Origin of the sequence: Streptomyces lincolnensis, assembly GCF_021173675.1 — a bacterium.
Lineage (GTDB): Bacteria > Actinomycetota > Actinomycetes > Streptomycetales > Streptomycetaceae > Streptomyces > Streptomyces lincolnensis_B.
Genome location: NZ_JAIHON010000005.1, coordinates 296,107 through 309,512, shown reverse-complemented (window position 1 = coordinate 309,512; position 13,406 = coordinate 296,107). Strand labels below are relative to the sequence as shown.

At 71.7% G+C, this 13,406-nt stretch carries 11 protein-coding genes; 6 read left to right on the top strand and 5 right to left on the bottom strand.

From position 1 onward, the window contains the following. Nucleotides 1-3: 3 nt before the first annotated feature. A complete protein-coding gene (locus K4B79_RS15700) occupies nucleotides 4-1,251 on the top strand; it encodes a PucR family transcriptional regulator (protein WP_232027200.1) in 1,248 nt (415 codons plus the stop codon). Between the two features lie 129 nt (nucleotides 1,252-1,380). Here K4B79_RS15700 and K4B79_RS15695 read toward each other — a convergent pair whose 3' ends face one another. Continuing rightward, entirely contained in the window at nucleotides 1,381-3,246 is a 1,866-nt protein-coding gene (locus K4B79_RS15695) for a glycine-rich protein (protein WP_232027199.1), read from the bottom strand. Between the two features lie 310 nt (nucleotides 3,247-3,556). On the opposite strand from K4B79_RS15695, the gene K4B79_RS15690 reads away from it, so the two are divergent. Beyond that, nucleotides 3,557-4,330, top strand: a complete 774-nt coding sequence (locus tag K4B79_RS15690) for an IclR family transcriptional regulator (protein ID WP_232027198.1) — start codon at nucleotides 3,557-3,559, stop codon at nucleotides 4,328-4,330. Then, nucleotides 4,327-5,178, top strand: a complete 852-nt coding sequence (locus tag K4B79_RS15685) for an SMP-30/gluconolactonase/LRE family protein (RefSeq protein WP_232027197.1) — start codon at nucleotides 4,327-4,329, stop codon at nucleotides 5,176-5,178. Before K4B79_RS15690 ends, K4B79_RS15685 begins: the two co-directional genes overlap by 4 nt. Before the next feature lie 459 nt (nucleotides 5,179-5,637). Here K4B79_RS15685 and K4B79_RS15680 read toward each other — a convergent pair whose 3' ends face one another. The 4 genes from K4B79_RS15680 to K4B79_RS15665 all read right to left on the bottom strand — a co-directional run bounded on the left by K4B79_RS15680 (nucleotide 5,638) and on the right by K4B79_RS15665 (nucleotide 10,001). After that, on the bottom strand, nucleotides 5,638-7,065 hold the full coding sequence (locus K4B79_RS15680) for an FAD-dependent monooxygenase (RefSeq protein WP_232027196.1): 1,428 nt from the start codon (nucleotides 7,063-7,065) through the stop codon (nucleotides 5,638-5,640). Between the two features lie 14 nt (nucleotides 7,066-7,079). Then, entirely contained in the window at nucleotides 7,080-8,258 is a 1,179-nt protein-coding gene (locus K4B79_RS15675) for an MAB_1171c family putative transporter (protein ID WP_232027195.1), read from the bottom strand. A gap of 61 nt (nucleotides 8,259-8,319) precedes the next feature. Further along, nucleotides 8,320-9,510, bottom strand: a complete 1,191-nt coding sequence (locus K4B79_RS15670) for an MAB_1171c family putative transporter (protein ID WP_232027194.1) — start codon at nucleotides 9,508-9,510, stop codon at nucleotides 8,320-8,322. After that, complete coding sequence (locus K4B79_RS15665) at nucleotides 9,507-10,001, bottom strand: toxin (RefSeq protein ID WP_232027193.1); 495 nt, start codon at nucleotides 9,999-10,001, stop codon at nucleotides 9,507-9,509. Before K4B79_RS15665 ends, K4B79_RS15670 begins: the two co-directional genes overlap by 4 nt. Nucleotides 10,002-10,249: 248 nt before the next feature. Here K4B79_RS15665 and K4B79_RS15660 point away from each other — a divergent pair, with 248 nt between their 5' ends. The 3 genes from K4B79_RS15660 to K4B79_RS15650 are packed head-to-tail and all read left to right on the top strand — an operon-like array spanning nucleotide 10,250 to nucleotide 13,406. Next, complete coding sequence (locus K4B79_RS15660; protein WP_232027192.1) at nucleotides 10,250-11,599, top strand: extracellular solute-binding protein; 1,350 nt, start codon at nucleotides 10,250-10,252, stop codon at nucleotides 11,597-11,599. Nucleotides 11,600-11,613: 14 nt separating this feature from the next. After that, nucleotides 11,614-12,552 (top strand): carbohydrate ABC transporter permease, encoded by a 939-nt coding sequence (locus K4B79_RS15655; RefSeq protein ID WP_374208484.1) that lies wholly within the window; start codon nucleotides 11,614-11,616, stop codon nucleotides 12,550-12,552. Continuing rightward, nucleotides 12,549-13,406: a carbohydrate ABC transporter permease gene (locus K4B79_RS15650; RefSeq protein WP_232027190.1), complete on the top strand. Its 858-nt coding sequence runs from the start codon at nucleotides 12,549-12,551 to the stop codon at nucleotides 13,404-13,406. Before K4B79_RS15655 ends, K4B79_RS15650 begins: the two co-directional genes overlap by 4 nt.

Genomic DNA, 13,406 nt, shown 5'->3' with positions numbered 1-13,406 from the left:
CCCGTGACGGCTCGCCCCGCAGCAACCGTCACCCGCTCGGCCTGGCACGACGTACCCCGGCTGAAGGTCCGCCGGTTCGCGGCGATCGCCATGGCCGAGGCACCCGCGCTCGCCGAGGAGATCCTGCACGAGATCCGCCGCGAGTACCCCCATCTGCCCGTCGTCCTCGACGAGTCCGGCGAACCCATGGCGCTGATCGGCATCCGGCGCGCCATCGAGGTCTTCGTCCAGCACCTGGAGACCGCCGAGGGCCGCCCGACCGTACCGCCCGGTGTCTTCCAGGAGTTCGGCCGCGGCGAGGGCCTCGGCGGCCGCAGCCTCGACTCCCTCCAGGCGATCTACCGCATGGGCGTCCGCCTCGCCTGGCGCCGCTTCGCCGACATCGGCCAGCGCGTCGACATCCCGCCCCCGGCGATGTACGAGCTGGTGGACGCCGGCTACGAGTATCTCGACGGCCTGGTCGACCAGTCGGTGCGCGGCTACGCCGAGGCCGCCGCCCGCCAGGCCGGGGAACGGCTGCGTCTCCAGCGCCGCCTGATGGAACTGCTGCTCGCCGAGCACCATCGCGGCGACCCCGCCGAGGCGCTCACCGAACGCGCCGCCCGGATCGGCTGGCCGCTGCCCGAGAAGGTCGCGGTGGGTGTCCTGCTGCGTCCGGCCCGGGAGGCGGTCGCCCCCGCCGTGGGGCAGGGAGTGCTGCTCGACATGGAGTACGAGCAGCCCCGCATGGTCGTGCCCGAACCGGACGCCGGTGGCCGCCCCGAACTGCTCCAACGGGCCCTGACCGGCTGGGCGGGCGCCATCGGGCCGCCGGTGCCGCTCGCCGACTCGGCGAAGTCGCTGCGCTGGGCCGAGGCGGCGGTACGGCTGATGGAGCGCGGGCTGCTGCCCATGGGCGAGGTGCTCTACTGCACCGAGCACACCGAGGCGCTCGTCCTGCTCCAGCCCGAGGAACTCATCGAGGACCTCGCCCTGCGCTGCCTCGCTCCGCTCGACCAGTGCGGGCCCACCCACGGCCGGCGTCTCGCCGAGACGCTGCTCGCCTGGCTGGAGACGCGGGGCGGGGCGCCGGAGGTGGCGGCTCGGCTCGGTGTCCATCCCCAGACCGTGCGGTATCGCCTTCGGCAGATCCGCGAGTTGTGGGGGGACGAGATCGACGATCCCGATCGGCGGTTCGAGTTGGAGCTGGTGTTGCGGGCTCGGCGGTTGCGGGGGGTGTTGGGGGAGCCTCGGGGGAGGGGGCGGGTCTGAGGCGGGGGTGAGACGACTGCTGGGGTGCGAGGCGTTGTGTGCCTCGCACCCCGGTGGGTGGGTCAGATCCGGTTGTGGATCAATCCGCTGTGTGATCAACCCGGTTCGTGGGTCGATCCGGTCAGACCATCAGCCCCGGTTCTGCAACCGCGCCCGCAGCCTCGGAGAGAAGCGCATCGCCGCGAAGCCGAGGGCGGCGAGGAACGCCGCCGCGCCCGCGATCAGGCCGATGCCGCCCGCTCCGGTGCCGGCCAGGCCGCCGGAGGTGAGCTGCGGGGAGTTGTCGTTGCCGCCGCTTGTACCGCCGTTGTCCGAACCGCCCGTGCCGGCCGTACCGTCATCAGCGGGGTCGGACGTGCTGGGTGAGGGGGACGGCGAGCCCGACGGGTCGGACTCGACCTTCTCGACCACCTCGACGGTGAACGTGGCGGACGCGCCGCCCCCGACCGTCGCGGTGACGGTGTACGTGCCGAGCTCGTCACCGGCCACCAGCTCGCGTGAGACCGCCTTGCCCTCGTCGTCGGCCGTCGCCTGGACGCCGACCGCCTTGCCCCCGAACGTGGGGCCGTTCCAGCTGTCGCCCTGTACCAGGTAGTTCACCTTCGCGCCGGCGGCCGGCTTGCCGCCGTCGGTCACCAGGACCTCGAGCGCCTCGGCGAACGGCTCGCCCGGCTCGGCCTGCTGCTGGTCACCCGCGACGACCTTCACCTCGTTCGCCAGGTTCTTGATGTGCACGGTGAAGTCGGTGGACAGGCCGCCCGGTGCCGTCGCCTTGACGCTGAAGTCGCCCTTCTGCGTGCTGGAGGTGTAGATGATCGGCGTCTGCACACGGCCCTGGGCGTCACTCGACAGCACGACGGACTTGGCGGTGTCGTAGTCGCCGAAGTACAGGCCGAACTTGGCCGGGTCCTCGATCGCGAACTTCACCGAGACGCCCTCGACCGGCTTGCCGTCCTTGTCCCGGACGATCGCGGCGAACGGCGGCACCTCGTACCCCGGCTCCACGGACTGCTCCGCGGGGGTGGCGGCGCTCAGCCCGGCGGGCGCGACGGCGCCCTTCCACTGGATCACCACCCGGCCGTTGCCGCCGATGAGGTTGTTGCCGCCCTCGGCGATCCCCTCGGTCTCCGGCTCCCAGCCCTTCGACCAGAACGGGTCGTCCTTCGCGGGCGGCGTCGCGCGGTCGCCGCCCTCCACGCGGGCACCGGTCACCCGGTCCGGGTCGGCGTAGCTCGTGCCGCCTCCGCCGCTGCCGCTGCCCTGCGCCTTCGGGTCGTCCGTGCCCGCGCCACCGCCGCCGCCCGCGTAACCGGCACCGCCGCCGCCACCGCCGGAACTGCCCTTGCCGCCGGCACCGCCGCGGGCCCCGGCCGCGCCCGCGTCGGCTCCCGCCGCGCCGTTGCCGGTCGCCGCGCCGCCCTTGCCCTTGTCGGCGCCCTTGCCTCCGGCGGCCGGCTCGGAGCCGTCCTGGCCCTTGTCGCCGCCCGCGGCACCGCCGTAGCCGTGGCCCATCACGATGCCGCCGGCGCCGCCTCCGCCGCCCGCGATCAGCAGCGCCTTGCCGTCGGCCGCGCGGACGGCCGTGCTGTTGCCGCCGGGCTCGGCCCAGCCGCCCCCGTCGGCGCCGCCCAGCGCGTCGCCGAACGCCTTGCCGGAGTAGTACCCGCCCACCGCGACCGACAGCGTCTCGCCGGGCGTGGCCTTCAGCGTGCCCGCGCTGTATCCGCCCGCGCCGCCGCTCGCCATGCTGCTGCCCCAGCCGCCCTGGCCCCACGCCCGCACGTCCAGCGCGTTCACGCCGGACGGGACCTGGAAGCTCGCTTTGTCGCCGGTGAAGTCGTAGAGGCGGCAGCCGGTGAAGCCCGTGGTGGGCTCGCACGCCTTGCCCGTCGCCGGGGTGGCCGCCGCGGCGGTGCCCGCTGCCGTCCCGGTCGCCGCCGCGTTGCCTGCTGCCGCGTTGCCTGCTGCCGCGTTGCCCGCTGCCGCTGCCGGCATCGCTATCCAGCCGCCGGCGCCCAGTGTCGCCGTGAGCGCGACCGCCGCCGCGCCATGTCTCAGGCGCGCCCGACGCGGTTCAAGGGAATCCCGCTTCATCAACCACTCCGTCGCCGTCACGATTTCTTCACGAGTAAGACCAAGGTCGTGAGAAAAGGTTGTACGGATGGGGTGGAAGTGACGTCGTCCGGCCATTGCCCGGGCAAACGGTCTGTGGCTAGCCTGTGTTCGTCATGCCGATCGTCTGTTGAAATTTCGAACGCCGGAGTTTCGAACGCAGACGCCTTAGTCGCAAGGGAGGGGGCCGGTCGTGGGACGTCTTGTACCTGCGGTGACCCGGGCTCTCGACATTCTTGAGCTCTTCCTCGACGGGGACGGGACGCTCTCCGCCCCCGACATCGTGCGTCGGCTCCAGCTGCCGCGCACCACCGTGCACGAGCTGGTGACCACGCTCTCCGCCCGGTCGTACATCGTCCCGGTGCCGGGTCAGCCCGGACGCTACCGGCTCGGGGTCCGCCCCTACCAGCTCGGCAGCCGGTACGCCGAGCAGCTCGACCTGGCCGCGGAGGGGCAGCAGGTCGCCCGGTCCGTCGCCGAGACCTGCGACGAGACCGTGCACGTCGCGATCCTCGAAGGCACCGACGTCATCTACATCGCCAAGGTCGACTCCACGCACGCCGTGCGCATGGTCTCCGCGGCGGGGCGGCGGCTGCCCGCCCACTGCACCTCCGTCGGGAAGATGCTGCTGGCCTCCCTCCCCGACTCCGAGCTCGGCGCGCGGATCCCGGACGACGCGGACCTCATCGCGATGACGCCCAACAGCATCACCGAACCCGGGGCGCTGCGCGAGGCCCTCGCCGAGATCCGTCAGCGGGGGCTCGCCGTGGAGAGCCGCGAGTCCAATCCCGATGTGTCCTGTGTGGCCGCGCCCGTGCGTGATCGCACGGGGCGGGTCGTCGCCGCGATGTCCATCTCCGTGCCGATGATCCGGTGGAGCGACGAGCGGCGGGTGGAGCTGGAGCAGCTCGCCGTCAAGGGGGCGGCGGAGCTGTCCGAGCGGCTCGGGTATCGGAGTGTGGGATGACGGCGTACGCGTATGAAGTGGCCGTTCGGGCGGAGGCGACGCTCGGGGAGGGGCCGACGTGGGATGCCGCCGCCGGGCGGCTGATCTGGATCGACATCCTGGGGTCCCGGGTGTTCACGTACGACCCGGTGTCCGGGCGTCGTACCTCCCGTACGACCGAGCAGCACGTCGGGGCGGTGAAGCCTCGGGTGGGTGGGGGGCTGGTCCTCAATCTGCGGGACGGGGTGGGGCTGGTCGATCCCGATGACACGTTCCGGTGGCTGCACCGTGAGCCGGTGGCCGGTCGCCGCGCCAACGACGCGGCCGTCGCCCCCGATGGTTCTCTCTGGGCCGGCACCATGCGCTACGACGAGGCGCCGGGGGGTGGAACCCTGTCCCGTCTCACCGGTGACGGTGCCGTCGAGGTCGTCCTCTCCGACGTGGCGGTGAGCAACGGCACCGGGTGGAGCCCTGACGGGCGGTTGATGTACTACGTCGACTCCCCGACGCGGCGTGTCGACGTCTTCGACTTCGTGGACGGGTGGGTCGTGAACCGGCGGCCCTTCGTGTCTCTGGAGGACGGCGCGGGTTTCCCCGACGGCTTGACCGTCGACGCCGACGGGTGTGTCTGGGTGGCCCTCTGGGACGGCTCCGCCGTCCGCCGCTACACCCCCGACGGCGGCCTCGACCGTGTCATTCCGCTCCCGACCCCCCGCGTCACGGCCTGCGCCTTCGGCGGCTCCGACCTCACCGACCTCTACATCACCACGGCCCGCACGGGCCTCTCCTCCCCCCACCCGACGGCCGGCTCCCTCCTGGTCGTCCCGAACGCCGGCAAGGGACTGCCCCAGCCGGCCTTCGCGGGCTGATCCGCGAATGCCTGCGGCGCGCTGTGCGGCTCCGGTGGGGGTGCGCGTAGCGCCCCCTCTCCGGTGGGTGGGTCGGGGCCGGGTCGGGGGGTCTCCGTCCTCGGTCCGGCGGAACTGTTCCGGCAAGAGGCTCTGCGTGTCGGACGCCGGCCGCTGCGGGCGGACACCCCCCGCCCCGTCCCCTCACCGCCGCGGGCGGCTGCGTCATCACCGGGCGCCTGTCCTCACCCAGGGGCGCGGGGAACTGCGCGACCAGCCACGACGGGCCTGTAGACGCTCTACGACCTTCCGCGGCACCCACCTCAGGGGCGCGGGGAACTGCGCGACCAGCCACGACGCACCCGCAGCCGCCCTACGACCTCACGAGGCACCCCGATAGGCGCACGGCAACCGCACCGACCTAAGGGGCGCGGGGAACTGCGCGATCTGCCCCCACGCACCCGCACCCGCCCCGCGACCTCAACCAGTCGCCGTACGATCCAACCCCCGCAAGACCTCCCGCTCCGCACCACTCAGCGGAGGCTCGGACAGGGGAGGCAACAGCGCCCCGTTGGCGACAGCCAGAAGCGTGGTGGGGTGGAGCAACCGCTCGGGCCCGGAGACGAGGCTGCTGACGTCCCAGAGGGCCGCCGCGGCGGGATAGGAACCGGTCGCAGCCTTGTTCAGGCGCCGTGAGTAGCGGGTGACGAGGCGATCGGCCGCGGTGGGACGGCCGCCCCGGGTGTCGGGGTACCAGACGTCCTGCCCGACGGCCATCGCCCAGGCCGCCTCGACGGACCGCGCGGCCCCCCGCTGCACGCGCCGCGCCAGGCCGGGAGAGGCGAGCCCCTCCAAGCCATGAACCCCGTCGCGCAGGACACGCGCCCCCAGCGCGGCGACGGACATGCCCTGGCCGTAGACGGGGTTGAACGTGGCGAGCGCGTCGCCGAGGACGACGAGGCCGTCGGGCCAGTCGCGGGCCTTCTCCAGGTAGCGCCGGGCGTTGTGCGTGCTGCGGCTGAGGTGGACGTCGGTGAGGGGTTCGGCGCCGGAGATGAGGCGGCCGACGATGGGGTCGGGCAGGGCGAGGGTGTAGCGGAGGAAGCCGTCGGGGTCGGCGGGGGGTTCGCCGCCGCGGGTTCCGGCGAGGCTGACCATCCAGCGACCGCCCTCGATGGGGAGGATCATGCCGCTGCGGCCGGGGCGTCCGGAGTACGGGTCGGCGTAGACGATGGTCATCGGGAAGCGTTCGGCGCCCTCGGGCACGCGGTAGACGCGGGTGGCGTTGACCAGGCCGCTGTCCACGGTTCGTTCGGGGATGTCGGAGATGCCGAGGTGCTCCAGCCAGTGCGTGACGCGTGAGCCCCGCCCGCCCGCGTCCACGACGAACGTGGCGTCGAGTTCCATCTCACCGGAGTCGGAGTCGGACTCGGAGGGGGTGGCAGGGATGTAGCGGACGCCCGTCACCCGGTCCGCCGTGCCCATGAGACCCGTGACCTGACCCCGGCGGATCTCCGTCTTCGTGTGGTCGAGGACCGCACCCCGGATCACCCAGTCCAGCAGCGCCCGGCTGCACGCGAGCATGGTCGGGCCGTCGTGGCGCCAGCGGCGGTACCAGCCCTCGGAGGTGTGGCCGATCATGCCGGAGCCGAGGGAGATCTCGTGGGCGCCGGCGTCGAGGAGGAGGCGGCGGGGGCTTGTGGTGGGGAGGAGGTCCTCCATTGCCGTCAGGCCGCCGGCGAGGAGGAGGTGGGCGTGGCGGCCCTGGGGGAGTCCCCTGCGGTGCTCGGGGCCGTCGGGCAGGTCGTCGCGTTCCACGACGATCACCTCGTCCGCCGCGTCGGACAGTGCGGCCGCGGCCAGCATGCCGGCCAGTCCGGCACCGATGACGACAGCTCTCCGGGTCATGGAGCTCCTCGTGTTCAGCCAGGTGTCGCCCGTACCGTGCCTTCGGGCACGGTGGTCACACGCGTCGAACGGTCGAGGGCGCGTGCCAGTTCCAGCAGGCCGTCCGTGCCGGAGACCTCGGTGGCGTGGAGGCGGTGGGTGCTGGGGGCGGGCGCGGGCTGCAGGCGGTGGGAGGCTCTGCGGGCCGCGTCGGCCACCATCGCCGCCTCCGCCGTGACGCGGGCCTCGTGGGCGTCGCGGCCCTCGCGCAGGGCCGTGTCCAGCGCGCTTTCGCGGACCTGGTCGTCGAAGTAGGGGGCGAGGGTCAACAGCGCGTCGTGGATGGCCACTTCGCGCCAGCGCAGCCGGTCCTGCGGCAACTGCCAGCGGACGCTGGGGGGTTCGGGGGCGGTGGAGGCGAACCGGATGCGGGACCAGAGCGGGCCGAGGCTGCGGTAGGCGTCGACGGCGTCGCGGTGGGCGCGTACGGCGGGCAGGAGGCGGGGCAGGACGAAGCCGAGGGAGAAGGTGAGCGCGGCCAGGGCGGCCATCGGCGGGGCCACCTGGGTGGAGAGGAAGTCGAGGTCGTGGCCCGTCCAACGGGCTACCACGGCCGTGTACTTGGTGAACTGGAAGCCCACCACGTCCAGCAGGGCGCCGGCGAGGATCAGCCGCAGGCCCGCCCGCAGCAGGCCCGTCACCTCGCGGATCCACTTGACGCAGACCACGCACATCGCGCCCATCGCCGCGGTGTGCCCGAGCAGGTAGAGCAGGGTCATCTCGCGCATGAACGGCGTCGTGGCGTAGTAGGTGTCGAGGTCCGAGAGGCGTTCGGTGTCCGCGTCGGCCAGGACGAAGAGGGTGACGATGGCGACGATCAGGGCGGCGTAGACCGCGGTCGCCCGTAGGGCGAGGCGTCGGATGTGGTCGGGGGAGCCGCCGCGCCAGTGGATCAGGAGGATGAGTAAGGAGCAGCTGTACGCGGTGAGCACGCCGTAGGTGAGCGGGGCGCCGAAGTTGGGGACGCCGGTGAGGTCGTTGACCGCCGCCAGGGTGACCGGCGCGGCGCAGACGAAGGTGAGGGAGCCCAGGACGATCGCCGCGCAGGTGGACACGGTCAGCGGGTTGGGTACGGCGGAGCGCGGTCTGCTGCGGAAGATCACGAAGCACACCGATCCGAAGACCGCGGCCGCCAGATACACGACGAGACTCATGGCCGGGGACTCCGTTCAGACGATCGTGCGGCGGTGGGGGGTGGTGCCGCGGGTGCCGGGCTCACGCCGTGCCCGTCGTGGTCGTACCGGGGTGCAGCCGGGCGGCCGCGACGAGCGGGGAGGGGGCGGCCAGGGCGTCCGCGATGGCCAGGAGGGCGGCGGGGGTGGGGGGTTCGCCGAATCCGTCGGCCGTCGGGGGTGCGATCAGGGGGCTGTCCCGGTCGTGTTCCTCCCGGACGGCCGTTGCTATGGCTACGGCCCAGGCCGTCGCCTCCGCCTGCTCGGGGGCGGGGGCGGGGGTTGTGCGTCTCTCGCCGTCCAGGACACGGTCGTACAGGTCGCGGTCGAGGAAGGCGTCCAGGCTGCCCAGCGCGTTGTGAATGCTGGTCCGGCGCCACACCAGCCGGGTGGCGGGGGAGGCCCAGCGGGGGCGGGGCAGTCGGAGGGCGCGGCGGGTGAGGAGTTCGTCCAGTTCCCGTTCGAGGGGTTCCAGGCGGGCGAAGTCCCGTTGCGCCTGGCGCCATTCGGCCAGCCGGGTGCCGATCAGGGGGATGAGAATGCCTACGACCGTCAGGACGGCGCCCAGTCCGGCCGCCGCCGGGGAGAAGGTCGTCCCGAGCCCGGACCAGTCCTGGCCGCACCAGCGGGCGATCACGGCCGCCAGCTTGGACAGGCTGTACCCGGCGCCGCACAGCGTGCCGGCGCCGAGCACCAGGAGGCCGGTGCGCAGCCGGCGGCTCTTCACCTCGCGGGCCCAGCGCAGCGAGGACCAGGCGGTGACGCTGACCGCGGCGAGGTGGCCGAGCAGGTACAGCACGATCATCTCGGCGATGTACGGCGTGGTGGCGTAGTAGGTGTCCAGGTCGGTGCGGCGCTCCACGGGCGCGTCGCCCAGCGCGAAGGTGACGGCGATGCCGAGCAGGAGGATGGCGTATGCGGCGATCCAGCGGCGGGTGGTGCGGTGGACGTGGGGGCCGCCGCGCCAGTAGACGATCAGGATCTGGGAGGCGGCGCTGTACGCGGTGATCGACGCGTAGGTCAGCGGCGCGGCCAGGTTGGGGATGCCGCTGAGGTGGTTGACGGCGGCGACGGTCGGCTCGGCGCCGAGGAAGAAGCACAGGCCCGCCAGGGCCAGGACGGCGCAGATCGCCCGGAGGTAGGGGTCGCGGCGGTGGCGTATCAGGTCGGGGGCCTTGACCAGGACGCCCAGCCAGAGCAGGCCGCAGCTGATGTAGTTGATCAGGCCGCTCATCCGCGCTCCCCGCGGTAGTTGAGGGCGGCTCCGATGCGCCCGGCGAGATCCTGGTCGCCCTCGCCCGGCATCGCGTCCGGGGGTATCTCCAGCCAGGGGCGCAGCCGCCCGCTCATCAGCATGCCGAACCGGTCGGCCTCCTGCTCGTCGGCGAGGCAGAAGTCGGTGCGCGCGGCCACCGGCCGGGGACGGCCGTCGGCGGCGGACGGGGCGGGATCCAGGGAGAGTTGGTGCATGTGCCACACCTCGTGGCAGAAGATCACGATCTGGTGCCAGACGGCGGCCCGCTTGTCCACGACGACGATGTCCTGGGTGTCGCCCTCCAGCCACAGTCCGCTCGCGGTGTGCGGCGGGAACACCTCCCGGCGTACCACGACCTCGCGCCCCCGCCACCGGCTGACGGAGTCCACGAGCGCGTCGAACAGCGCCTCGGGGTCCGTGGGGACGGAGACCCGGACGGGAGCGATGAGCAGGCCGGCGAGTCGGCGCATCTCCTTCTTCCTGCGCGCTGCCGAGATGTGCCGGGCCATACGTTCTCTCAGCTGGCCCCCCTCCTCCCCTCGTTCGGGCCGCGTGGCGGCCTCCGACGAGGTTACGCGTCCCCAACTGCCCACGTCATCCGATCCCCGTGTCCAAACCATTGACGGAAACGCGCTTCGAATCTACGGTCCCGTTCGAAGTTACGAGCGCAATTCGATATCTCGAACATATTGAGCGGATCGAGCAGTTAGGGCAGGGCATGGGACGACCTGGCCTGAATCGCAGGCACCTTCTGACAGCGGCCGGCGGACTGGCAGTGGCGGGCAGCTTCGGCTTCGCCGCCCTCGGTACCGGTGCCGACGCACTCGCCTCCGGAGCGGACACCCGGGTGCGCTACTGGAACCTCTTCAGCGGCGGCGACGGCGCCAACATGATCGCGATGCTGGACGCCTTCCGTAAGGCGACCCCCGGCATCGACGTCAAGGACTCCACCCTCCAGTGGGGCAACCCCTTCTACACCAAACTCGCCATGGCGGCCGCGGGCAACCGCGCACCCGACCTCGGCGTCATGCACATGGGCCGGGTCACCGGCTTCTCACCCGGCCGCCTCCTGGACCCCTGGGACGTCGACCTGCTCGCCAAGTACGGCGTACGGGAACAGGACTTCAACCCCCTGCTGTGGCAGCGCGGCGTCATCGACGGCGAGCTCTACGCCCTCCCGCTCGACATCCACGTCCAGCTCTGCTTCTACCGCAAGGACGTGCTGGGGAAGGCCGGCCTGCTCGGCGACGACGGCCGGATGGTCGAAGTCACCTCCACCGACGAGTGGTTCGACGTCCTGAAGAGGGCCAAGGCCGTCCAGAAGAAGGGCCTCCAGACCATCGGTCTGTGGACCAACGACCAGAACTTCCAGTGGTGGTTCTTCGTCGCCTTCTACACCCAGCTCGGCGGCCAGTGGTTCAACGACGACAACACCGAGGTCCTCTTCGACCCCGACAAGGCCACCCAGGTCCTGGAGTTCCTCCGCCGCCACGTCACCGACGGCTATGTCATCCCCGGCGCCCCCACCGGCGAGCAGTTCGTCAACGGCGCCCCCTTCACCTGGGAGGGCAACTGGTCCGTGCCGGTCTTCTCCGGCGCGAAACTGGACTACGGCGCGACCCCGCTGCCGCCCGTCTTCGGCAAGCCGGCCACCCACGCCGAGTCGCACGCCTTCGTCCTGCCCCACCAGGCCGACCGCGGCGGCCCCGCCAACGAGGGCGCCCACGAACTCGCCGCCTACGTCGTCAAGCACGCCCTCCAGTGGGCGGCCGGCGGCCACATCCCCGCGTACACACCGACGCTCTCCACGCCCGCGTACAAGAAGCTCACCCCGCAGAACGAGTACGTCGGCGCCATGGACCACCAGGCCACCGAGCCGAAGGTGTGGTTCGCGGGCTCCACCGGCGTGCTCGCCCAGGACCTCGGCCCGGTCGTCGTCTCCTCGACCATGGGCTCCGCCAAGCCGGCCTCGGTGGCGCAGACCATGAGGAAGCGCCTCACCAAGCTCCTCGCCTCGAAGAACCCGATGGACGGCAGGACCGCCGCGCAGGGAGGTGCGGTCGCATGACGACCAGCGCTCACATGTCGACCAGCGCCCAGACCGTCGTCGCACCGGCGCGCGCCAGGACCGCGACCGCCGCCGCGACCGTCCGCCGCAGGCAGGGCTTCCAGCACGGGGGCTGGTTCGTCGCCCCGTTCCTGCTGCTCTTCGTCCTCTTCGTCGTCTGGCCGCTGCTGCGCGGCGTCTACCTCAGCTTCACGGACGCCAACATCTCCGGCGACGGCGCGAGCTTCGTCGGCCTCGACAACTACCGCGAGGCCCTGAACGACGCGGCGATGTGGGACGCGCTCGGCCACAGCGCCTACTTCACGCTGCTGGTCGTCCCCTGCATCACGGTCCTCGCCTTCCTGCTCGCGATGCTCGCCCACAACATCGAACGCGGCAAGTGGCTGTGGCGGCTGTGCTTCTTCGTGCCGTTCCTGCTGCCCTCGACGGTCGCCGCCAACATGTTCCAGTGGCTGTTCACCCAGGGCATCGGCCTGATCAACCAGACCTTCGGCCTCGACACCCCCTGGCTGACCGACAAGTCGTACGCCATGCTCGCCATCGTCATCATGACCCTGTGGTGGACCGTCGGCTTCAGCTTCCTGCTCTACCTCGCCGCCCTCCAGGGCATCCCCGACCACCTCTACGAGGCCGCGAAACTCGACGGCGCCAACGCCTGGCACCGCATGGTCCACATCACCCTGCCGATGCTGCGCAACATCACCGGCCTGGTGATCGCGCTCCAGATCCTCGCCTCGCTCCAGCTCTTCGACCAGGCCGTCGTGATGATGGACTTCGGCCCCGGACCGGAGCTCAGCACCCGCTCCTTCGTCCAGTACACCCTCGAACAGGGCTTCACCAGCTACCGCGTGGGCTACGCCTCCGCGATGTCCATCATCTTCTTCGTGATCATCGCAGTCATCGCCCTGGCCCGGATGTGGCTGCTGCGCAACCGTGAGGAGGGCGCCCGATGACCAGCACCCAGATCCGGATCAAGTCCCGCAGGCCCTGGACGCCCAGCCAGATCGTCCTCACGCTCATCGGCGTCGCCGTCTCCGCCGTCTTCGTCACGCCGATCGCCGCTGCCCTGTTCACCTCGTTCAAGTCCGAGGCGGAGGCCGCCGAGATCCCGCCGCACTGGCTGCCCGAGGTCTGGACGACCCAGGCCTGGACGGCGCTGTGGGAGACCGGCAACGTCACCAACTGGTTCGTCAACTCCCTGGTGGTGTCGGTCTGCGTCACCTCCGTCGTGCTGACGGTCAGCGCCCTCGCCGGATACGGCTTCGCCCGCACCGAGTTCCGCGGCAAGAGCGTCCTCATGGGCATCGTCATGTCGGGCCTGATGATCTCCCCGGCGGTCCTCGGCGTGCCCCTGTTCACCACGGTCCAGCAGATGGGCATGGTCGACACCTACTGGGGCATGATCCTGCCCCAGTGCGCGCCCGCCGCGATGGTCTACATCCTCTACAAGTTCTTCCAGGGCATCCCGCGCGAGCTGGAGGAGGCCGCCTTCATCGACGGCGCCGGCCGCTGGCGCGTCTTCTTCACGATCGTCGTCCCACTCGCCCGCCCCTCCCTCGCGGCGGTCGGCATCTTCACCTTCATCGCCTCCTGGAACAACTTCCTGTGGCCCTACATGGTGACCAACAACCCCGACCTGATGACCATGCCGAACGGCATCGCGACCGTCATGAACTCCTACGGCATCCAGTGGGCCCAGCTCATGGCCGGCGGCCTGATGGCCGGCCTGCCGCTGATCGTCGTCTTCGTCTTCTTCCAGCGGCAGATCGTGGCGGGCGTCGCCCACACGGGATTGGCGGGCCAGTGA